This is a genomic window from Microbacterium oxydans (assembly GCF_006540085.1).
GTDB classification, from domain to species: Bacteria; Actinomycetota; Actinomycetes; order Actinomycetales; family Microbacteriaceae; genus Microbacterium; species Microbacterium oxydans.
In genome coordinates, this window is the sequence record NZ_BJOG01000005.1 from 302,693 (window position 1) to 323,153 (window position 20,461).

Here is a 20,461-nt window from a genome sequence, read left to right on the forward strand (position 1 = left end):
TTCCCTCCAGAAGTTCATGATGGGTCATCATGCGCTGAACACACTAGCGCTTCCCGGGGTTTCCGCGCATGTCCCTTACGCCGTCGGGCGCGTTCGGGGGAATCTCTCCCGCGGAACGCGATCGCCCACGGTGAGCCGGTCACTCCTCGACGACCAGCTCCCAGACACCGTCGTCCTCACCGTCCCGGAAGACCAGCCCCCGCCTGTCCGCCCACGCACGGAAGCCCCGAGCGGACGTGACGCGCGGTCGCTCCTCGGCGATCGCACGCACGAGCAAGCCCTTGGACTTCTTGTTGAAGTGATTGAGGGCTCTCCCCTGTTCCGTCACGACACGGACGTACGCAGAAGCGACCGAATCGGGCACGGGGCCCAACGCGGCATAGGCCTCGCTCCGCAAGTCGAGGATGAACGCGGGTGCGGCTTCCGCCACAGCAGCGGATGTCGCGGTGGCCCAGTGGCGTCGAAGGGCAGGAAGCCCGGGAACCGACGTCCCCGCCGCGAGCCGGTACATGGGCACCTGATCCAGAGCACCGACAGGACCGAAGGGCGCACTGTGGATCAAGACATGCTCACCGAGCCATCTGCGGGAGGCTGATGACAAGGATCGGGGATCGAGAGCATCGAACAGCACCCCCGTATAGCGATCGATCGCCGGCATCGTGGGCGCTGAGCGCAGCATCCGATTGTGCGCGATGTCGCCGCTCTGACGCTCACTCAACTTGAGCACCCGACGGGCAGTCTCCTCATCGGAGGCGAGCTCGATCAGCGCATCGATGACGGCTGTGCGATGCGCCGACAGAGACGGCAGCTCGAGCGACTCGAGATCGAGTGGCGAACCGTCGCCACCCTCGCGCTTGGTCTCGGACGGCGGGAGCAGGATCTTCATGAAACCTCGGTGGATACAGACGCGTCCGCCTCGGGACCCTTGAGGGTGCCGAGGCGGACGCGTGGAACAGATGCGGCTAGGCGATGAGAGCCGCGTTGCCGGCGACGATCGTCAGGGTCTCGCCCTCCATGGAGAGGAACCCGTCCTGAGCGTTGGCCAGCACCTTGGTGCCATCCGACTGGGTGATGCGAACCTGGCCCTCGGCGAGGATGGCCAGCACCGGCTCGTGGCCGGACATGAAGCCGATCTCACCCTCGACGGTCTTGGCGACCACGAGGCTCGCCTCTCCCGTCCAGACCTCCGCATCAGCGGAGACGAGGCTGACATGCAGCGCCATGGTCAGCCGTTCTCCTTCTGGATCTTCGCCCACTGCTCTTCCACGTCGGAGATGCCACCGACGTTGAAGAAGGCCTGCTCGGCCACGTGGTCGAAGTCACCGCGGGTGATCGCGTCGAACGACTCGATGGTCTCCTTCAGCGGGACGGTCGAACCCTCGACGCCCGTGAACTTCTTGGCCATGTAGGTGTTCTGCGAGAGGAACTGCTGGATGCGGCGCGCACGCGACACGACGATCTTGTCTTCCTCGGAGAGCTCGTCGACACCGAGGATGGCGATGATCTCCTGCAGCTCCTTGTTCTTCTGGAGGATCTGCTTGACGGTCGTCGCGACGCGGTAGTGGTCCTCGCCCAAGTAGCGGGGGTCCATGATGCGCGACGTCGAGGTCAGCGGGTCGATGGCCGGGTACAGACCCTTCGAGGCGATCTCACGAGAGAGCTCGGTCGTCGCGTCGAGGTGGGCGAACGTGGTCGCCGGAGCCGGGTCGGTGTAGTCATCGGCGGGCACGTAGATCGCCTGCAGCGAGGTGATCGAGTGGCCGCGCGTCGAGGTGATGCGCTCCTGGAGCACACCCATCTCGTCGGCGAGGTTCGGCTGGTAACCCACGGCGGAGGGCATGCGGCCCAGCAGCGTGGAGACCTCGGAACCGGCCTGCGTGAAGCGGAAGATGTTGTCGATGAAGAGCAGCACGTCCTGCTTCTGCACGTCACGGAAGTACTCCGCCATCGTCAGAGCCGACAGGGCGACGCGCAGACGCGTCCCCGGCGGCTCGTCCATCTGGCCGAAGACGAGGGCGGTCTTGTCGAAGACACCCGCCTCTTCCATCTCGTGGATCAGGTCGTTGCCCTCACGGGTACGCTCACCGACACCGGCGAACACCGACACACCACCGTGGTCCTGCGCGACGCGCTGGATCATCTCCTGGATCAGGACGGTCTTGCCGACACCGGCACCACCGAACAGACCGATCTTTCCACCCAGCACGTACGGGGTCAGGAGGTCGATCGACTTGATGCCGGTCTCGAACATCTGAGTCTTGGACTCGAGCTGGTCGAAGTTCGGCGCCTTGCGGTGGATGGGCCAGCGCTCGGTGACCTCGATCGTCTCACCGGGCTCGAGGTTCAGCACCTCGCCGATGACGTTGAACACCTTGCCCTTGGTGACGTCGCCGACGGGGACCGAGATGGCCTCGCCGGTGTCGCTGACTTCCTGTCCGCGGACGATGCCGTCGGTGGGGTTCAGCGCGATGGCGCGGACGAGGTCGTCGCCCAGGTGCTGAGCGACCTCGAGAGTGATCTCGGTGGACTCTTCGCCCATCGCGATGGTGGTCTTCAGCGCGTTGTAGATGTCGGGGATCGAGTCGTGCGGGAACTCGATGTCGACAACCGGACCGTTGACGCGTGCGACGCGCCCGACGACCGCGGTCGCCGGCTGGTCAGCCGGAGCGGTGAGGGTCATTTTCGTCTCTTTCCTGATGGTCTATTTGCTCGCGAGAGCGTCGGCCCCGCCGACGATCTCGGCGATCTGCTGCGTGATCTCCGCCTGACGCGCGTTGTTGCGCAGACGGGTGTAGTCGGTGATGAGCTTGTCGGCGTTGTCGCTGGCCGACTTCATCGCCTTCTGCGTCGCTGCCTGCTTGGCGGCGGACGACTGCAGGAGAGCGTTGAAGACGCGGCTCTGGATGTACACCGGCAGGATCGCGTCGAGAACAGTCTCGGCGTCCGGCTCGAACTCGTACAGCGGGTAAACGGTGTTACCGGCTTCCGACTCATCGGCTTCCGTGATCTCCAGCGGGAGCAGACGCACGGACTCCGGCGACTGCGTCATCATGCTGACGAAACGGTTGTACACGAGGTGGATCTCATCGACGCCGCCGTCCTGTCCTCCACGGGAGAACGCTTCGAGCAGTGTCGCCGAGATCTCCTCGGCGGTGTGGAACGACGGGGTGTCGGTGTCGCCGGTCCACTCCGCGGCCGCAGCGATCCGTCGGAACTGGAAGTATCCGACGGCCTTGCGGCCGATGAGGTAGAACACCGGCTCCTTGCCCTGCTCGCGCATGAGCTCTGCCACCTCGAGACCCTCACGGAGGATCTGCGAGTTGAAGGCTCCGGCGAGACCGCGGTCCGAGGAGAAGATCACGACCGCGGAGCGGGTGATGTTCTCGGACTCGCGGGTCAGCGGGTGATCCACGTTCGAGTGCGTCGCGACGGCCGACACGGCCCTCGTCACGGCTCGCGCGAAGGGGGTGGACGCCTTGACGCGTGCCATCGCCTTCTGGATGCGCGAAGCCGCGATGAGTTCCATCGCCTTCGTGATCTTCTTGGTCGTCTGAGCAGAAGAGATCTTCTGCTTGTAGACCCGGAGTTGAGCGCCCATATCTCAGTACCTCACGCGATTACGCGCGACGACCCTTGACGATCTTCTCCTGGTTGACGTCCTCAGCCTCGGCTGCGGCGTGCTCCTCGTGACCGGGGGCGCCGATCGCGTGGCCCTTGCCACCCTGGAACTCCAGGACGAAGGCGTCCGTCTGCTTCTCGAGCTCTGCGACCGTGGCGTCATCGAGGACGTTGGTCTCACGCAGCGTGTCGAGAACCTTGGTGTTGCGACGCAGGTAGTCGAGCAGTTCGCGCTCGAACCGGAGCACGTCCTCGACCTCGACCGTGTCGAGCTTGCCGTTCGTTCCGGCCCAGATCGAGACGACCTGCTCCTCGACGGGGTACGGCGAGTACTGCGGCTGCTTGAGCAGCTCGGTCAGACGCGCACCGCGGGACAGCTGACGACGCGAAGCCGCGTCGAGGTCGGATGCGAACATCGCGAAGGCCTCGAGGGAGCGGTACTGCGCGAGCTCCAGCTTCAACGTTCCGGAGACCTTCTTGATCGACTTCACCTGCGCGTCGCCACCGACTCGCGACACCGAGATACCCACGTCGACCGCCGGACGCTGGTTGGCGTTGAAGAGGTCGGACTGCAGGAAGATCTGGCCGTCGGTGATCGAGATCACGTTGGTCGGGATGTACGCGGAGACGTCGTTCGCCTTGGTCTCGATGATCGGGAGTCCCGTCATGGAACCGGCACCCAGCTCGTCCGACAGCTTCGCGCAACGCTCCAGCAGACGGGAGTGCAGGTAGAAGACGTCACCCGGGTATGCCTCGCGGCCCGGCGGACGACGCAGGAGGAGCGACACGGCACGGTAGGCCTCAGCCTGCTTCGACAGGTCGTCGAAGATGATGAGGACGTGCTTGCCGCCGTACATCCAGTGCTGGCCGATGGCTGAACCGGTGTACGGAGCCAGGTACTTGAAGCCGGCAGGGTCGGACGCGGGAGCGGCCACGATCGTGGTGTACTCCAGAGCGCCGGCCTCTTCGAGCGCGCCCTTCACCGAGGCGATGGTCGAGCCCTTCTGGCCGATCGCGACGTAGATGCAACGGACCTGCTTGTTGACGTCGCCGGACTCCCAGTTGGCCTTCTGGTTGATGATCGTGTCGATCGCGATGGCGGTCTTGCCGGTCTGGCGGTCACCGATGATCAGCTGACGCTGACCACGGCCGACCGGGATCATCGCGTCGATCGCCTTGATTCCGGTCTGCATCGGCTCGTGCACCGACTTGCGCTGCATGACGCCGGGCGCCTGGAGCTCGAGAGCGCGGACGCTCTCGGTCTCGATCGCGCCGAGTCCGTCGATCGGGTTGCCGAGCGGGTCGACCACGCGGCCGAGGTAACCGTCACCGACGGGGACCGAGAGGACCTCACCCGTGCGGGTTACCTCCTGGCCGGCCTCGATGCCGGTGAACTCGCCGAGGACGACGACACCGATCTCGTGCTCGTTCAGGCTCTGCGCGAGACCCTTGGTGCCGTCGGCGAAGACGACGAGCTCGTTCGCCATGACGCCGGGCAGTCCCTCGACGTGAGCGATGCCGTCCGCAGCGTCGACGACGGTGCCGACCTCGGTCGCACCGGCCGCGGTGGGCTCGTATGCGGCGGCGAAGTCCTTCAGCGCGTCACGGATGACGTCGGGGCTGATCGATAGTTCTGCCATTGTCTTCCCTTTGTATCTGGGTGCGCGGTTCCCCGCGCGAAGTCGTGTTAGCCCGCGAGCTTCTGGCGAAGGTCGGCGAGTCGTGCGGAGATGCTGCCGTCGATGACGTCATCGGCGATCTGCACACGCAGACCTCCGACCACGGCAGGGTCGATGACGACGTTGAGCGATACCTGACCGTCATAGCGACGCGAGAGCGACTCGCTCAGACGGTCACGCTGCGCATCGCTGAGGGCGGTGGCGGTGTACACGGTGGCGACGACGCGGCCGCGCTGGTTCGAGACGATGTTCATCGCCCTGTCCAGCAGACGACGAACGCGGCGCTCACGCGGCTGGCGTACCAGCGACGTGATGACCAGAGTCGCTGCGGTGCTGGTGGAGCCTTCGGCCAGGAGACGCTCGACGAGCGTGCTCTTGGCGTCTTCTCCCCCGACGCGGCTTCCCAGAGCGAGTTCCAGCTCAGGGTTGGCTGCGATCACCCGGGAGAACCCGAAGAGCTCGCCCTCGATGTCCGTGTCCGGCTCGGCGACCGCTGCGGCGCGGATCGCGAGCTCCTCGATACCGTCGACGAGCTCATCCGCGTTGGACCAGCGTTCTGCGACCACGGTCGACAGAACGTCCTTGGCGCCTGCGGAGAACCCGCCGAACACCGCGGCGACGACATTCTGTCGTGCCGCGGCGGGAGCGGAAGGATCAGCAAGCGCGCCGCTCAGCTGGGACGAGTCGCTCACGGCCCGGGCGGCGGCGAACAGCTCCCGCGCCGTGTCGAGAGTGATGTCCTTCGCTGCGGCAAGCGTCTTGATGGATGCCGCGAGTGCCTGAGTGGTCGCGCTGCCCATTACTGAGCCGCCTTCTCGGATGCCTCGAGCTCGGCGAGGAAGCGATCGACGACAGCGGTCGCGCGTGCGTCGTCGGAGAGCGTCTCGCCGACCACGCCACCGGCGAGGTCGAGGGCGAGCGATCCGACCTCGCTGCGGAGCGAGACGAGAGCGGTCTGACGCTCCGCCTCGATCTGCGTGTGCGCGGTGGCGGTGATGCGTGCGGCCTCGGTGGTCGCGGCGTCCTTCGCCTCGGCGACGATCTTCTTGCCGTCCTCACGGGCGGCCTCGCGGATCTCGCCGGCCTCGGTGCGCGCCTCAGCGAGCTGACGCGTGTACTCCTCGAGTGCCGCCTCCGCCTGCTTCTGCGCCTCGTCGGCCTTGGCGATGTTGCCCTCGATCGCGGCGGACCGCTCATCGAGCATCTTCGTCAGCTTGGGAAGGGCGACCTTCCACACGACGATCAAGATGATGAGGAACCACAGACCCGACCAGATGATGTCGTACCACGCGGGGATCAGCGGGTTGTTCGCCGCCTCACCCTCAGCCGCGAGGTTCGTGACAAGAGCGTTCAGCATCCTGTCTCCTTCAGAAGTCGGTTCGGATTACGGGAAGGGGATGAATCCGACGGCGATGCCGACGAATGCAAGCGCCTCGGTGAAGGCGATACCGATCCACATGAGGACCTGGAGACGGCCGGCCAGCTCGGGCTGACGAGCGACGCCCTCGATGGTCTTGCCGACGACGATACCCACGCCGATGGCCGGGCCGATGGCAGCGAGGCCGTAGCCGATCACCGCGAGGTTGCCGTTGATTTCAGCGAGAACCGTAGTTGCGTCCACGGGGTTTTTCCTTTCGTTGGGTGGGAAGGCTGATGCCTGCCCGCTCAGTGTCTAGTGGGCTTAGTGCTCTTCTGCGACCGCGAGCTGGATGTAGACCGCGGTGAGGACGGTGAAGACGTACGCCTGGAGGACGGCGACCAGAATCTCGAAGAGAGTGAAGGCGCCGCCGAAGGCGAGGGTTCCGACACCGAGCGCGGCCCAGCCGCCGCCTGCGGTGAAGAAGAAGAACTGGGTCGCTGCGAAGCAGAGGACCAGGATCATGTGGCCGACCACGAGGTTCATCAGCAGTCGCAGGGTGAGCGTCACCGGGCGGATGATGAAGGTCGAGATGAGCTCGATCGGGGTGACGATGAAGTACACCGGCCACGGGACACCGGCGGGGAAGAGCGAGTTCTTGAAGAAGTTCTTCGGGCTCTTCTTGATGCCGGCGTAGATGAACGTGACATAGCTGACCACGGCGAGCGTGAGCGGCACCGCGATGATGGCCGTTCCCGGCATGTTCAGGAACGGGATGATGCCGGTGATGTTCATGAACAGCGTCATGAAGAAGATCGTCATCAGGATCGGGAGGAACCGATCGCCGTCCTTGCGGCCGAGCAGGTCGTGGGCGATGCCGCCGCGCACGAAGCCCATGCCCATCTCCACCAGGCTCTGGAACCGGCCGGGGACGACCTTCATGCGGCGGGTACCGAGCCAGAGGATGAGGACCACGGCGATCACGGAGAGCAACTGGATCAGGTGGATCCGGTTCACCGGGATGGGGCCTACGTTGAAGAGGATCTCCGGAAAGAACTCATCGATCGAAGGGCCGTGGAACTCGCCGTCGGTGGCAAGTCGGGGGGTCAGGGTCGCAGCGATATTAAACAGCGCGGGCTCCAGCTTCGGGGCACCGGTCAGAACCGGGGCGACGATGGTCGGTGTGCTTCACAGCGCAAGCGCTCGCGGGCGAGCGGCGGGCACGTCTCAACACTATCAGAATCTGAGGGTCCCCTAAGACCGCTGGCCGCCCTCGACGGGGCCGCCGTCGATGTGATTGGCGTTGCCGGGGGCGCGATCTTCGGGAACCTCGGTCGGCAGCGTGGTGTCGCTGACGTGCGGCAGACGCATCTGCGTGAGCACCACGACGTCGATGACGAGCGACATCAGCACACCGGCCACGATCGAGAGGAAGAACACCATCGGCTGCAGCCAGGGCTGACCGGCGAGCAGGATCATCACCACGACGAAGACGCCCAGCTTGAGCAGCCAGCCGCCGAGCACGATCGCGAAGAACAGCTGCACGTAGAGCGGGTCTCCGAACCAGCGATTCGCGATGAGGATGCTGAGGCCGGTGATGCCGAGGAACACGGCCGCCAGCACGACGCCGAGCAGACCGCTGATGAGACCCTCGCCCTGGGCGACGAGGAAACCGACGCCGCCTGCGACGATCGCGAGCACGACGGTGGCGATCGCCGACCAGATCAGGGTCCGACGCAGGATCGGGGTGCTGGAAACGGGGCTCGGGCTCATCAGGACTCCACGGGTGTCGGATCGGGTTCGGCATCCGCAGCACTGCGGCGGGTGGGGCTCAAGGTGACGACGAGGCAGGCGGCGATGCCCAGGACGCCGAAGCCGACGCCGGGCAGGTACTGGCCTGGCCAGTCCTCCCGTGCGCCCACGTACATCATCAGGACCGCCAGGGAGACGACAGCCGTCCAGGCGTAGAAGATCAGCACGGCGTCGCGGTCCCGGTGGCCGAGATCGAGCATGCGGTGATGCAGGTGCTTGCGGTCGGGCGAGAAGGGCGAGCGTCCCGCGCTCATCCGCCGGAGCACCGCGAGGCCGAAGTCCAGCAGCGGCAGCAGCACCACGAGCAACGGGAGCAGGATCGGCAGGAACGCACCGACCAGCTGCGACCGGCCGAGACGCTCGGGGTCGAGGGCCGACGGGTCCATCTGGCCGGTGATCGCGATCGCGGACGTGGCCATGAGGAGGCCGATCACCAGTGCTCCCGAGTCGCCCATGAAGATCTTGGCCGGGCTCCAGTTCAAGGGCAGGAACCCGAGGCACGCACCGATGAGGACCGCCGCAAGGAACGTCGAGAGGTTGAAGTAGCTGGAGGCCCCGGAGTCGCGCGTGAAGATGTATGAGTAGGCGAAGAAGACGCCGTTGGAGATCAGGCACACACCGGCCACGAGGCCGTCGAGGCCGTCGATGAAGTTCACCGCGTTCATCACGATGACGATCGCGAACATCGTGATGGTGATGCTCAGCCAGCTGGACACGACGATGAGGTCGCCGAACGGCAGCGAGAGGATCTGCAGTCCGCCGCCGACCGTGATGACGCCGGCGGCGAGGAACTGCGCGCCCAGCTTGATCATCCAGTCGATGTCCCAGAGGTCGTCGACCACGCCGATGATCGCGATCAGAAGCGAGGCGCCGAGGATCGACCACATCGTCTGCGGGGGGATCCAGATGCTCTGGAAGAAGGGGTTCATCGCAGAGAAGCCGAAGGCCGCGGCGATGGCGAGGAAGATCGCGACGCCGCCCAGCCGGGGCTTGGGCGTGGTGTGCACGTCACGGTCGCGGATGGCGGGGTAGAGCTTGAACCGGAGGCTCACCTTCAACACCGCCCAGGTCAGCGCGAACGTGATCAGGGCGGTGAGGATGATCGTGAAGAGATACTGCTTCACGAATCCCCGTCCTGCTCCTGCGGGTGGTCGTGCCCGGTGTGCGCGTGCTCGGCGTGCTCCTGCCCGTCGTCCTCGGGCTCGAGCAGATCGCCGAGCACCTCATGCAGCTGCTCTCGCGTGACCGCGCCGTCACGGAGGATCCGCACCACGCCCTGGTCGGAGTCGGCGCCTCGACGCACCAGCGACGTCGCATCGACGATGGTGGACGCGATGCCGTCCTTGCTCAGTCCGTCCGCGAGGTACACCGCGACGCTGTCGCCGAGCATCTTCTCAGCGTCGTACGCGGAGATGGCAGCCGACTCCCCTGTGAGGTTCGCGCTGGAGACCGCCAGTGGTCCCGTCTCCGCGAGCAGTTCGAGGGCGACGCGGCCCTCCGGCATGCGCACCGCGACCGTGCCGAGGGTCTCCCCCAGGTCCCACACCAGCGACGGCTGCGCCGGCAGCACGATCGTGAGTCCCCCGGGCCAGAACGCCTCGACCAGACGCTCCACGGGCTCGGGAACCGACTCTGCGAGGGCGGCGAGGGTCTCCTTGGTGCCGATGAGAACGGGCGGCGGCTGGTCGCGGCCGCGCCCCTTCGCGTCGAGGAGCCTCTGCACCGCGGCCGGGGAGAAGGCGTCGGCGGCGACACCGTACACCGTGTCTGTGGGGATGACGATGAGGTCGCCTCGGCCGATCGCCTGGCGCGCATTGCGCATACCGGCGAGAAGCTGCGACTCGTCGCTGCAGTCGAAGATGGTTGACATGACGGTTCGATTCTATGCGGCGCGGCCGATGAGCACGCTCGGAGGTTGCTGATCAGGGGCGGAGCGCGGTCGTGGCGCGATCCCGCAGCGTCAGGTCGCGATGCGTCGCCGCCGCACGCCAGCCGTCGACGGTGAGGATCTCCCTGATCGATTCGCCCTGCAGCTCGCCGTGCTCGATGACGAGAAGCCCGCCGGGGCGCAGCAGGCCGAGCGCGCGTCCGCTGAGCACGCGAACGATGTCGAGACCGTCCTCTCCGCCGTACAGCGCCATGGCCGGGTCGAAGAGTCGCACCTCCGGGTCGCGAGGTACGGCCGCGTCAGGGACGTACGGCGGGTTCGAGATGACCACGGACGCCGCGCCGTCGAGCTCGGGGAACGCGTCTCGCAGATCGGAGAGGACCAGCGTCAGGTTCTCCACTCCCTCCACGTTGCGAGTCGCCCACGCGTGGGCGTCTTCGGACAGTTCGGCGGCGAAGATCCGGGCGTGCGGGACCTCCGTGGCCATCGCGAGGGCGATGGCCCCGCTTCCGGTGCCGAGGTCGATGCCGATCGGGGCGGGTTCCGCGGAGTTCACCAGCGCGTCGATCGCGTATTGCACGACGGTCTCGGTCTCCGGACGCGGCACGAAGACGCCGGGGCCGACGGCGAGTTCGAGGTGACGGAAGGGAGCGGTCCCGGTGATGTGCTGGAGGGGCTCGCGTGCGGCTCGACGGGCGACGACCGAGTCCAGCGCCACCGCATCGGCATCGTCGACACGGTCGCCGCGGACGATGGCGGCCTGCACCTCGCCGCGCCGCCTGCCGAGGACGTGCCCGGCGAGGAGCTCGGCATCGACCAGAGGATCGGGGACGCCGACGTCGGTCAGACGCTGGGCCGCCGCGCGGACGACCGCAGCAAGAGAGTTGTCGGACATGACTTCCAGCGTAGGGTGCGGGCGACCGTCACAAAGCCTCACCCATAGACCCCCTCCCCTAGGCTGGTCCCGCAGCGACCCCCGCACAGGAAGGCTCACCATGCCCGGCATCCACTCCGACATCACGACCGCTTTCGGCAACACCCCGCTCGTCCGGCTGAACCGGGTGACCGAGGGTCTCGGTGCGACCGTCCTCGCCAAGCTCGAGTACTACAACCCCGCCTCGAGCGTGAAGGATCGCATCGGCATCGCCATGATCAATGCCGCCGAGGCGTCGGGTGAGCTGCAGCCTGGCGGCACGATCGTGGAATCGACGAGCGGCAACACCGGTATCGCCCTCGCCATGGTCGGCGCGGCGCGCGGGTACCGTGTCATCCTCACGATGCCGGCCTCCATGTCGAAGGAGCGCCGCGTGCTGCTGAAGGCGTTCGGGGCACAGATCGTGCTCACCGACCCCACCAAGGGCATGAGCGGCGCGATCGAGGAGACCAAGCGCATCGTCGAGGAGACCCCTGGCGCGATCTGGATCCGCCAGTTCGAGAACGCCGCCAACCCGCAGATCCACCGCGAGACCACGGCGCAGGAGATCCTCCGCGACACGGACGGCGCCGTCGACATCCTGGTGGCAGGCGTCGGCACCGGAGGGACCGTCACCGGAACCGGACAGGCTCTCAAAGCCGCGAAGCCGGGCGTCCAGGTGATCGCCGTCGAGCCCAAGGACTCCCCCGTGCTGACCGAGGGACACCCCGGGCCGCACAAGATCCAGGGCATCGGCCCGAACTTCGTCCCGGACGTGCTCGACCGCGAGGTGCTGGACGAGATCCTCACCGCGGAGTTCGACGAGTCGATCCGCGTCGCCCGCGAGCTCGCCGCGAAGGAAGGTCTGCTCGTCGGCATGTCTTCCGGCGCAGCCGTCGCCGCCGCGCTGAAGGTGGCCGCCCGCCCCGAGAACGCCGGCAAGACGATCGTGGTCGTGATCCCGGACACCGGTGAGCGTTACCTGTCCACCGCACTGTTCGAGGATCTGCGCGAAGACTGAGGCCGTCGATGGGAATGATCGGGCGGATGCGCGAGGACATCGCCGCAGCTCGCCTCCGGGACCCGGCCGCGCGCAGCGCCGTCGAGGTCGCACTGCTGTACCCCGGGCTGCACGCGATCTGGGCGCACCGCGTATCCCACGCGCTCTGGCGGCGCCGGCTGCGTCTGCTCGCCCGAGCCGGGTCACAGGTCTCACGCTGGCTCACCGGGATCGAGATCCATCCCGGTGCACGCATCGGTCGCCGGTTCTTCATCGACCACGGGATGGGTGTCGTGATCGGCGAGACCGCCGTCGTGGGCGATGACGTGATGCTCTATCACGGTGTCACGCTCGGAGGACGCACACGCACCTCGGGCAAGCGGCATCCCACCCTCGAGAACGGCGTCGCCGTCGGAGCGGGGGCCAAGATCCTCGGACCCGTCACGATCGGCGCGGGGTCAGTGGTCGGCGCGAACGCGGTCGTGACCCGAGACGCCCCGGCGGACAGCATCCTCGTCGGCATTCCGGCGAAACCGCGTCACCGCACGGCCGGTGAGGACACCAGAGCGCTCCTCACCGCCCCGGACCACTACGCGATCTGACTCGCGTGCGCTAGCGGCGTTCTCCCTTGACCGACTCGACCTTCTTGCGGAGGAAGATCAGCGGGAGCAGCACACTTCCGAGGGCCGTGATCAACCACACGATGACCGAACCCAGCAACCATCCGGTGAGGTCGGTGATGCGCAGACCACCGATCGGGAGCAGCACGACGATGATCAGCGAGATCAGCGTCGACACGATGCCGATGCCGCCCATGAGCACGGGTGCGTAGCGATTGGCGATCTTCATGACCCACGGCGAGAGCACGCTCTGCAGGATCGCGAAGATCAGGATGCAGATGACGAATCCCCACCACTTGTCCCACTCGATCTCGAAGCCGTCGAGCAGCAGGTCGGCGGCGATCAGGCCGAGGCCGGCGGACACCAGGTAGAGCAGGCCGCGGAAGAGGAATGTGATCACGGGCTGAGCATAGCGCCCCGGCTCCAGGAGAGCGGGGAGTGCGCTGTCCGCACTCCCCGCCGTCCGGTCACTGGGCCACGAAGAACGGGACCGCTCCGCTCAGGATGCCGACGCCGAGCATCACGAGCGAGACGATGGTCGCGCGCCACAGGACCTTGCGGTGGTGATCGCCCAGGTTCACGCTCGCGAGGGACACGAGCAGCAGGATCGCCGGCACGAGCGGACTCTGCAGGTGCACGGGCTGACCGGTGATCGACGCCCTCGCCATCTCCACGGGATCGATGCCGAAGTTGGCAGCGCTCTGGGCGAGCACCGGGAGGATGCCGAAGTAGAACGCGTCGTTCGACATGAAGAACGTGAACGGGATCGACAGGAGTCCGGTGATCGGTGCGAGGAACGGGCCGAGAGCAGGAGGAAGCACGTTCGTGATCCACGCGGCCATCGCGTCGACCATTCCGGTGCCGGTGAGCACGCCCACCAGGACACCGGCCGCGATCACCATGGAGACGACGCCCACGATGCTCGGTGCGTGCGCGACGATCTCGGAGGCCTGCTCCTTGATGCCCCGGAAGTTGATGACGAGGGCGAGCCCGGCCCCCACCATGAACACGTACGGCAGCGGCAGGATGTCGAGCACCAGCAGCACCATCACCGCGAGTGTGAGGGCGAGGTTGAACCAGATGAGCTTCGGTCGGAGCGTGGGGCGGGCGGGGTCCAGCATCGTGTCCGCCATGGCCGTGTCCGCGGGGTCGACGCTCGCAGCGGAGACCGGAGCATGGCCGCCGGCGACGACCACGAGGTTGCCGGTACGCAGCGACGCGCGCGCTCCGGGCTTCGGCTCCGCACCGCGGAAGATCTTCGGCACGGTCGACAGCGATCCGCCGTCGGCGCCGACGAGCAGGCCCTCCGAGTCCAGGCGCCCGAGGCGGCGACGCTCCTGCAGTCCGAGGATCCACGCGAACCCGAGAGTCACGACGATACCGGCGCCGAGCGCGGGCAGCATCGGCACGAAGATGTCTGTCGGCTGCACTCCGAGCGCTGTCGCGGCGCGCACGGTCGGCCCGCCCCAGGGAACGATGTTCAGCGTGCCGTTCATGAGGCCGGCGACGCACGTCAGCACCACGGGGCTCATCCCGAGCCGGAGGTAGATGGGGAGCATCGCCGACGTCGTGATGATGAAGGTCGTTGAACCGTCGCCGTCCAGGGAGACCGCGCCGGCGAGGATCGCGGTTCCGAGCACCACCTTCGCCGGGTCGTCTCCGAGCAGCCGCGTGATGAGGCGGATGAGTGGATCGAACAGCCCCACGTCGATCATGATGCCGAAGAACATGATCGCGAACATCAGCAGCGCCGCGGTCGGCGCCATCTTGCCGATCGAATCGAGGATCATGTCGCCGAGGCCGAGACCTGCGCCGGCGAAGAGCCCGAACGCGGTCGGAACCAGGATCAGCGCCACCATGGGAGTGAGACGCTTGGTCATGATGAGCGTCATGAACGCGAGGACCATCGTGAACCCGAGCAGCACGAGCACCCACTCCGGCGGCACGAACGCCACATCGTAGGTCGGCGCCTCTTCGGCGGCCGCGAACAGACCGGTGAGTGCGTCTGACATGCGTTGACTCCTTCGTCGTGTCTCCGTCTGCGTCGACGGATCCCGACGAGAATAGGCAATCCGCGCGCCGAGGGAGCGGTATGTCGCATTCCCTGTCGTTGTGCGCGTAGCGTGGGTTCTGCGCATATTGCGCGAGCGCAGCATGGAGAGAATCACGGTGCCGAGGATGACGTCGACCAGACCGCGGTTCGCCACGCGCGCCCTGCTCCTGCAGCTTGCGACGGTGACCCTCGTCGTCGCCCTGTGCACCGGGGTGTATCTCCTCCTCGCCGTGCAGCAGCTGCGTGCCGAGGCGGAGTCGACGGCGCTGGGAATCGCCCGCACCCTCGCAGAGGATCCGCAGGTGCGCGCAGAGGTCACTCGCATCTCCCTCCAGGAGGGCACACCCGACGCGGCAGAATTGCGCGAAGGCGACCTGCAGCGCATCGCATCCGATGTCACCGCGCGCACTGGCGCACTGTTCGTGGTGCTCACCGATGACAACGGCATCCGTCTCGCGCATCCCACCCCCGCACGGATCGGCGAAGAGGTCAGCACGCCATACGAAGAGGTGCTCGCCGGCGCCGAGATCGTCGACTGGCAGACCGGGACACTCGGCGAGTCCGCACGCGCGAAGGTTCCCGTCCGGGACGAGACCGGCACCCCGGTGGGCGAGGTCAGTGTGGGGTTCGAGCGTGCGGGTGTCTTCGACGACCTGCCGCCCCTGCTCGCCGTGATCGGGGGTACGGCTGCGGGCGCCCTCGCTCTGGCTGTGCTCGCATCCCTCCTGCTCCGCAGACGATGGGAGCGTCTGACCCTCGGCGTGCAGCCGGAAGAGCTGGTCGCGCTCGTGCAGAACCAGACGGCCGTGCTGGACGGGGTCGACGACGGCGTCATCGCCATAGACACACGCGGCATCGTCCGGGTCAGCAACGCCGCCGCCGATCGGCTGCTCGACCTCGACGACCCGGTCGGACGTCCCGTCGACGACCTCGGTCTCCTCCCGGCCGTCCTGGACACCCTCACGGGTACCGGCGCCCGCACGAGCGCCCTCGTCGGAGACCGGATGCTGTATCTCGACTCGCGGAGCGTGGTGCGCGAGGGGCAGCAGCTCGGCACCGTGCTCATCGTGCGCGACCGCACGGACCTGGTCGCCTTGGCCGAGCGCCTGGAGACGGTCAGGACGATGACCGCCGCGTTGCGCGTGCAGAGACACGAGTTCGCCAACCGCATGCACGTGGCCGCCGGACTCATCGATGCCGGCCGGGTCACAGATGCCAGGGCGTTCCTCGGCGAGCTCGTGGAGCGGGGTCCTGTGGCGTTCCCGGTCGTGGGGCTGGACCTCCTGCGGGACCCCTTTCTGCACTCGTTCCTGGGCGCCAAAGCCGTCGAAGCCGGAGAACGCGGCGTCGCCCTGCGCATCGCGGACGACACCCACCTGCTCGGCACGGTGATCGCTCCCGAAGACGTCGCCGCAGTCCTCGGCAACCTCGTGGACAACGCCGTGACCGCCGCGGTCTCGGGAGAGCGGACTCCGCGCTGGGTCGAGGTGGCGGTCCTTGACGACGACGATGCACTGGTGTTCACCGTCTCCGACTCCGGCCCCGGACTCGGAGACGTCGATCCTTTCGCCCCGCGGACGCGGGACCAGAAGACCACCGACACCGTGCACGGGCATGGGATCGGACTTCCGCTGTCGACGGAGATCGCCCGTCGGAACGGGGGCGACCTCTGGGTCATCGACCCCGGCGGTATCGACAGCCGCGGTGTCGAAGGCGGCGCTGTCTTCGCCGCGCGCATCAACGGAGCAGTCGACCGCAGCTCCCCCGATCCTGAGGAGAACACATGACCGTCCCCCTGCGCGTACTCATCCTGGACGACGACTTCCGCGTCGCCCAGCTTCATCAGGGCATCGTCGAGGAGCACGCAGGAGTCGGCGTCGCCGAGACCGTGCGATCGCTCGCCGAAGCCCGCGACAGCATGCGTGCTTCCCGACCGGACCTGCTCATCGCCGACGTGTTCCTTCCCGACGGGGACGGCATCGCGCTCGTCCGCGAGTCCGGCATCGACGCGATCCTGATCTCCGCCGCCGACGACGCTCCGACGGTACGCAGAGCACTGCGGTCGGGAGCTGTCGGCTATCTCGTGAAGCCCTTCGAGCGACGGGCTCTGTCAGGACTCCTGGATCGCTACGTGCGATATCGCAACCTCCTCGACGGTGATCGCACCCTCCGCCAGGAAGACGTCGACCGCGCCCTCGCCATCCTGCACGGTGCGGGCGAACCGGTGTCCGTCTCGCGGTCGGCGACGGAGCAGCTCGTGCTCGCCGCACTCGGCGACGGAGAGCGTTCGGCAGCGGAGATCGGGGAACGCGTCGGAATCTCGCGCGCGACCGCGCAACGGCATCTCGCAGCTCTCGCGGCGAGAGCCGTCGTCGACGTGCGCCTCAACTACGGATCGACGGGCCGCCCCGAACACCGCTACGCCGCACGCGTCTGACGTCAGCGGATGGACGGCTCAGGAATCGGAGCCGACGGCTGCGAGGCGTGCTTCCTCGTCGGCGGCGATCGCGCTCTCGATGATCGGGTCGAGCGCGCCGTCCATGACCTGATCGAGGTTGTACGCCTTGAATCCGGTCCGGTGATCCGCGATCCGGTTCTCCGGGAAGTTGTAGGTGCGGATGCGCTCCGAACGGTCCATGCCCCGGATCTGCGACTTGCGCGCGTCGGAGGCGGCTGCGTCGAGCTCCTCCTGCTGCTTGGCCAGCATTCGGGCGCGCAGCACGCGCATCGCGGCCTCGCGGTTCTGCAGCTGCGACTTCTCGTTCTGCATCGACACGACGATGCCGGTGGGCACGTGTGTGATCCGCACCGCGGAGTCCGTGGTGTTGACGGACTGACCGCCGGGCCCCGAGGAGCGGAACACATCGATCTTGAGGTCGTTCTGGTCGATGTGGATCTCCTCCGGCTCATCGACCTCGGGGAAGACCAGCACACCGGTCGTCGAGGTGTGGATGCGGCCCTGCGACTCCGTCGCCGGCACCCGCTGCACACGGTGCACCCCTCCCTCGTACTTCAGGTGCGCCCAGACGCCCTGCGCCGGATCGGAGGAGGAACCCTTGATCGCGACCTGCACGTCCTTGTACCCACCGAGGTCTGACTCGTTGCGCTCGAGCATCTCGGTCTTCCAGCCCTTGGATGCGGCGTACTGGATGTACATGCGCAGGAGGTCGGCGGCGAACAGCGCGGACTCCGCGCCGCCCTCCCCTGCCTTGATCTCCATGATCACGTCGCGGGCATCGTCGGGGTCACGCGGGATCAGCAGACGCCGCAGACGCTCCTGAGCGCCCTGCAGCTCTTCTTCCATCGCAGGGATCTCCGCCGCGATGGACTCGTCCTCCCTGGCGAACTCCCGCGCCGTCGCCAGGTCGTCGGTCGCCGCGACCCAGGCCTCGTAGGCGGAGACGATGCGCGAGAGTTCCGCGTATCGACGGTTGACGCGCTTCGCGCGTGCCGCGTCGGCGTGCACCGCAGGGTCGGAGAGCTCCTCCTGCACCCGGCGATGCTCGTCGATCAGAGTCTGGACGGACTCGAACACGGGTCGGCCGCTCAGCGGATGTTGTTGTCGTGTCCGTGAGCGCCCGAGGGCAGCGTCGGGATCGACTTCTGCATCTGCACGAGGAACTCGACGTTCGAGTTGGTCTCCTTGAGCTTGCCAAGCACGACCTCGAGCGCCTGCTGCGGGTCGAGTCCGGCGAGGGCGCGACGGAGCTTCCACGTGATCTTGACCTCGTCGGCCGAGAGCAGCATCTCCTCGCGGCGGGTGCTGGACGCGTTCACGTCCACGGCCGGGAAGATCCGCTTGTCGGCGAGCTGACGCGACAGGCGCAGTTCGCTGTTGCCGGTGCCCTTGAACTCCTCGAAGATGACCTCGTCCATCTTGGAGCCGGTCTCGACGAGCGCGGTGGCGAGGATCGTCAGGGATCCGCCGTTCTCGATGTTGCGGGCTGCACCGAAGAAGCGCTTCGGCGGGTAGAGCGCGGACGCGTCGACGCCGCCGGTGAGGACGCGGCCGGACGCCGGGGCGGCCAGGTTGTACGCGCGTCCGAGGCGGGTGATCGAGTCGAGGAGCACGACCACGTCGCGGCCCAGCTCGACGAGACGCTTGGCCCGCTCGATCGCGAGCTCGGCGACGGTGGTGTGGTCTTCGGCGGGGCGGTCGAAGGTCGAGGCGATGACCTCGCCCTTCACGGTGCGCTCCATGTCGGTGACCTCTTCGGGGCGCTCGTCGACGAGCACGACCATGAGGTGGACCTCGGGATTGTTCTGCGCGATCGCGTTGGCGATCTGCTGGAGGACGATCGTCTTGCCGGCCTTCGGCGGCGCGACGATCAGGCCGCGCTGACCCTTGCCGATCGGCGCCACGAGGTCGATGATGCGCTGCGTCAGCTTCTCCGGAGCGGTCTCCAGACGCAGACGCTCCTGCGGGTAGAGCGGGGTGAGCTTGCCGAACTCCACGCGGGTGGCCGCGTCGTCGACCGACAGGCCGTTGATCGAATCGACCTTGACCAGGGCGTTGTACTTCTGGCGCCCCTGCTGCTCGCCCTCGCGCGGCTGCTTGATGGAGCCGACGACCGCGTCGCCCTTGCGGAGGTTGTACTTCTTCACCTGGCCGAGCGAGACGTAGACATCGCTGGGACCGGCGAGGTAGCCGGTGGTGCGCACGAAAGCGTAGTTGTCGAGCACGTCGAGGATGCCGGCGATCGGGATCAGGACGTCGTCCTCGGTGATCTCGGTCTCGAACTCGTCGGCCGGTGCACCGTTGCGGCGCTTGTTGCGCTGACGGTTGCGGTTGTTGCCACCGGACTGCTCGTCGTCGGCGGCGGGCTGCGTCTGCTGCTGCTCCTGGGCCGCGCCGTTCTGACCGCGTCCGCGGTTGCGGCTGCGGCTGCGGTTGCGTCCACGACCGCCCTGCTCCTCGCCGCTGTCCCCGGAGTCGGAGTCGGCGTTCTGCGGAGCCTCAGCGGGTGCCGATTCGGCAGCGGACTCCGCTGCCGGCTCAGCGGGCGCCTCGGCGTCGGCTGCGGACTTCTGCGCACCGCGGCGTCCGCGTCCCGTGCTCTTGGGCGCGGCCTCGGCGGGAGCCTCGGCGCCAGCGGAGTCGGAGGCCTCGGCGGGCGCCGTCTCCGCGGCAGGAGCCTCGGCATCGGCCTTCTTCGCACGGCTGCGACTCGGACGCTTCGCCTTCGGTGCAGCCTCGGTGGTCTCTGCAGTGGCGGACGCTGCTGCGGTGGCGGACGCTTCCGCGGGCACGGACGCTTCCGGAGCGGCGTCCGACTTCGCGGCCTTCTCCGCCTTCGCGGCATCGGCCTTCTCCGCCTTCTCGGCCTTCGCAGCCGCGGTCGCGGTGCTGGCACGGCGAGGCGCACGCTTGCGCGCCGGTGCTGCTTCGCCCGTCGGCTCCGCGGATGTCGCCGGTGCTTCCGAAGCGGGCGCAGACTGTTCGTTCTGGGTCTCGGAGAGGTTCTCCACGAGTACTCCCTTATATGTCATGGGGAATGAGCGTTGAACGCGCACAACGGGT

At 67.3% G+C, this 20,461-nt stretch carries 21 protein-coding genes; 4 read left to right on the forward strand and 17 right to left on the reverse strand.

Annotation, left to right across the window (positions count from 1 at the left end; genetic code table 11):
* Nucleotides 1-139 precede the first annotated feature (139 nt).
* The 13 genes from MOX01_RS12635 to prmC form a co-directional block, all read right to left on the reverse strand.
* Nucleotides 140-886 (reverse strand): YaaA family protein, encoded by a 747-nt coding sequence (locus MOX01_RS12635; RefSeq protein ID WP_141369983.1) that lies wholly within the window; start codon nt 884-886, stop codon nt 140-142.
* Between the two features lie 76 nt (nt 887-962).
* Complete coding sequence (locus tag MOX01_RS12640; RefSeq protein ID WP_141369985.1) at nt 963-1,223, reverse strand: F0F1 ATP synthase subunit epsilon; 261 nt, start codon at nt 1,221-1,223, stop codon at nt 963-965.
* A 2-nt stretch (nt 1,224-1,225) separates the two neighbouring features.
* Nucleotides 1,226-2,680 (reverse strand): F0F1 ATP synthase subunit beta, encoded by a 1,455-nt coding sequence (atpD, locus tag MOX01_RS12645; RefSeq protein WP_058631290.1) that lies wholly within the window; start codon nt 2,678-2,680, stop codon nt 1,226-1,228.
* 21 nt (nt 2,681-2,701) lie between these two features.
* Nucleotides 2,702-3,598 carry a F0F1 ATP synthase subunit gamma gene (locus MOX01_RS12650; RefSeq protein WP_046748243.1) on the reverse strand — a complete coding sequence of 299 codons (897 nt, stop codon included), beginning with the start codon at nt 3,596-3,598 and terminating at the stop codon, nt 2,702-2,704.
* 19 nt (nt 3,599-3,617) lie between these two features.
* Nucleotides 3,618-5,258 (reverse strand): F0F1 ATP synthase subunit alpha, encoded by a 1,641-nt coding sequence (gene atpA / locus MOX01_RS12655; protein WP_046748242.1) that lies wholly within the window; start codon nt 5,256-5,258, stop codon nt 3,618-3,620.
* Nucleotides 5,259-5,305: 47 nt separating this feature from the next.
* The gene (locus tag MOX01_RS12660) at nt 5,306-6,097 is read right to left on the reverse strand and encodes a F0F1 ATP synthase subunit delta (RefSeq protein WP_113681610.1); all 792 of its coding nucleotides are present in this window, start codon (nt 6,095-6,097) and stop codon (nt 5,306-5,308) included.
* Complete coding sequence (locus MOX01_RS12665) at nt 6,097-6,654, reverse strand: F0F1 ATP synthase subunit B (RefSeq protein WP_058631293.1); 558 nt, start codon at nt 6,652-6,654, stop codon at nt 6,097-6,099. Before MOX01_RS12665 ends, MOX01_RS12660 begins: the two co-directional genes overlap by 1 nt.
* A 27-nt stretch (nt 6,655-6,681) precedes the next feature.
* A complete protein-coding gene (gene atpE, locus MOX01_RS12670; RefSeq protein ID WP_028502887.1) occupies nt 6,682-6,918 on the reverse strand; it encodes an ATP synthase F0 subunit C in 237 nt (78 codons plus the stop codon).
* 60 nt (nt 6,919-6,978) lie between these two features.
* Entirely contained in the window at nt 6,979-7,785 is an 807-nt protein-coding gene (gene atpB, locus MOX01_RS12675) for a F0F1 ATP synthase subunit A (protein WP_484994038.1), read from the reverse strand.
* A 123-nt stretch (nt 7,786-7,908) separates the two neighbouring features.
* Entirely contained in the window at nt 7,909-8,427 is a 519-nt protein-coding gene (locus MOX01_RS12680; protein WP_113681609.1) for a Cg1360 family ATP-synthase-associated protein, read from the reverse strand.
* A complete protein-coding gene (locus MOX01_RS12685; RefSeq protein ID WP_046748237.1) occupies nt 8,427-9,590 on the reverse strand; it encodes an MraY family glycosyltransferase in 1,164 nt (387 codons plus the stop codon). The genes MOX01_RS12680 and MOX01_RS12685 overlap by 1 nt, the downstream gene beginning before the upstream one ends.
* Entirely contained in the window at nt 9,587-10,336 is a 750-nt protein-coding gene (locus MOX01_RS12690; RefSeq protein ID WP_058631295.1) for an L-threonylcarbamoyladenylate synthase, read from the reverse strand. The genes MOX01_RS12685 and MOX01_RS12690 overlap by 4 nt, the downstream gene beginning before the upstream one ends.
* 52 nt (nt 10,337-10,388) lie before the next feature.
* A complete protein-coding gene (gene prmC / locus MOX01_RS12695) occupies nt 10,389-11,249 on the reverse strand; it encodes a peptide chain release factor N(5)-glutamine methyltransferase (protein ID WP_141369987.1) in 861 nt (286 codons plus the stop codon).
* A gap of 100 nt (nt 11,250-11,349) precedes the next feature.
* Between prmC and cysK the strand changes: the two genes are divergently transcribed.
* Both cysK and epsC read left to right on the forward strand, forming a co-directional pair.
* Entirely contained in the window at nt 11,350-12,288 is a 939-nt protein-coding gene (cysK, locus tag MOX01_RS12700; protein WP_113681606.1) for a cysteine synthase A, read from the forward strand.
* Between the two features lie 8 nt (nt 12,289-12,296).
* Nucleotides 12,297-12,869: a serine O-acetyltransferase EpsC gene (gene epsC, locus MOX01_RS12705; protein WP_046748233.1), complete on the forward strand. Its 573-nt coding sequence runs from the start codon at nt 12,297-12,299 to the stop codon at nt 12,867-12,869.
* Between the two features lie 10 nt (nt 12,870-12,879).
* Here the strand turns inward: epsC and MOX01_RS12710 are convergent, their stop codons facing one another.
* Both MOX01_RS12710 and MOX01_RS12715 read right to left on the reverse strand, forming a co-directional pair.
* Nucleotides 12,880-13,287, reverse strand: a complete 408-nt coding sequence (locus MOX01_RS12710; protein ID WP_046748232.1) for a phage holin family protein — start codon at nt 13,285-13,287, stop codon at nt 12,880-12,882.
* A gap of 67 nt (nt 13,288-13,354) precedes the next feature.
* Nucleotides 13,355-14,899 carry a CitMHS family transporter gene (locus MOX01_RS12715; protein WP_141369989.1) on the reverse strand — a complete coding sequence of 515 codons (1,545 nt, stop codon included), beginning with the start codon at nt 14,897-14,899 and terminating at the stop codon, nt 13,355-13,357.
* Between the two features lie 166 nt (nt 14,900-15,065).
* Here MOX01_RS12715 and MOX01_RS12720 point away from each other — a divergent pair, with 166 nt between their 5' ends.
* A complete protein-coding gene (locus MOX01_RS12720; RefSeq protein ID WP_230977874.1) occupies nt 15,066-16,727 on the forward strand; it encodes a sensor histidine kinase in 1,662 nt (553 codons plus the stop codon).
* The gene (locus tag MOX01_RS12725; RefSeq protein ID WP_046748230.1) at nt 16,724-17,377 is read left to right on the forward strand and encodes a response regulator; all 654 of its coding nucleotides are present in this window, start codon (nt 16,724-16,726) and stop codon (nt 17,375-17,377) included. The genes MOX01_RS12720 and MOX01_RS12725 overlap by 4 nt, the downstream gene beginning before the upstream one ends.
* 18 nt (nt 17,378-17,395) lie before the next feature.
* Here the strand turns inward: MOX01_RS12725 and prfA are convergent, their stop codons facing one another.
* Nucleotides 17,396-18,475, reverse strand: a complete 1,080-nt coding sequence (gene prfA / locus MOX01_RS12730; RefSeq protein ID WP_141369991.1) for a peptide chain release factor 1 — start codon at nt 18,473-18,475, stop codon at nt 17,396-17,398.
* An 11-nt stretch (nt 18,476-18,486) separates the two neighbouring features.
* Nucleotides 18,487-20,409, reverse strand: a complete 1,923-nt coding sequence (gene rho / locus MOX01_RS12735; protein ID WP_218028591.1) for a transcription termination factor Rho — start codon at nt 20,407-20,409, stop codon at nt 18,487-18,489.
* Nucleotides 20,410-20,461: the final 52 nt, after the last annotated feature.

Excerpts from the sequence above, each read along its gene's own strand:
- MOX01_RS12635 (WP_141369983.1), bottom strand. The coding sequence starts at position 886 with ATGAAGATCCTGCTCCCGCCGTCCGAGACCAAGCGCGAGGGTGGCGAC.
- MOX01_RS12640 (WP_141369985.1), bottom strand. The coding sequence starts at position 1,223 with ATGGCGCTGCATGTCAGCCTCGTCTCCGCTGATGCGGAGGTCTGGACG.
- atpD (WP_058631290.1), bottom strand. The coding sequence starts at position 2,680 with ATGACCCTCACCGCTCCGGCTGACCAGCCGGCGACCGCGGTCGTCGGG.
- MOX01_RS12650 (WP_046748243.1), bottom strand. The coding sequence starts at position 3,598 with ATGGGCGCTCAACTCCGGGTCTACAAGCAGAAGATCTCTTCTGCTCAG.
- atpA (WP_046748242.1), bottom strand. The coding sequence starts at position 5,258 with ATGGCAGAACTATCGATCAGCCCCGACGTCATCCGTGACGCGCTGAAG.
- MOX01_RS12660 (WP_113681610.1), bottom strand. The coding sequence starts at position 6,097 with ATGGGCAGCGCGACCACTCAGGCACTCGCGGCATCCATCAAGACGCTT.
- MOX01_RS12665 (WP_058631293.1), bottom strand. The coding sequence starts at position 6,654 with ATGCTGAACGCTCTTGTCACGAACCTCGCGGCTGAGGGTGAGGCGGCG.
- MOX01_RS12680 (WP_113681609.1), bottom strand. The coding sequence starts at position 8,427 with ATGAGCCCGAGCCCCGTTTCCAGCACCCCGATCCTGCGTCGGACCCTG.
- MOX01_RS12690 (WP_058631295.1), bottom strand. The coding sequence starts at position 10,336 with ATGTCAACCATCTTCGACTGCAGCGACGAGTCGCAGCTTCTCGCCGGT.
- prmC (WP_141369987.1), bottom strand. The coding sequence starts at position 11,249 with ATGTCCGACAACTCTCTTGCTGCGGTCGTCCGCGCGGCGGCCCAGCGT.
- cysK (WP_113681606.1), top strand. The coding sequence starts at position 11,350 with ATGCCCGGCATCCACTCCGACATCACGACCGCTTTCGGCAACACCCCG.
- epsC (WP_046748233.1), top strand. The coding sequence starts at position 12,297 with ATGGGAATGATCGGGCGGATGCGCGAGGACATCGCCGCAGCTCGCCTC.
- MOX01_RS12715 (WP_141369989.1), bottom strand. The coding sequence starts at position 14,899 with ATGTCAGACGCACTCACCGGTCTGTTCGCGGCCGCCGAAGAGGCGCCG.
- MOX01_RS12720 (WP_230977874.1), top strand. The coding sequence starts at position 15,066 with ATGACGTCGACCAGACCGCGGTTCGCCACGCGCGCCCTGCTCCTGCAG.
- MOX01_RS12725 (WP_046748230.1), top strand. The coding sequence starts at position 16,724 with ATGACCGTCCCCCTGCGCGTACTCATCCTGGACGACGACTTCCGCGTC.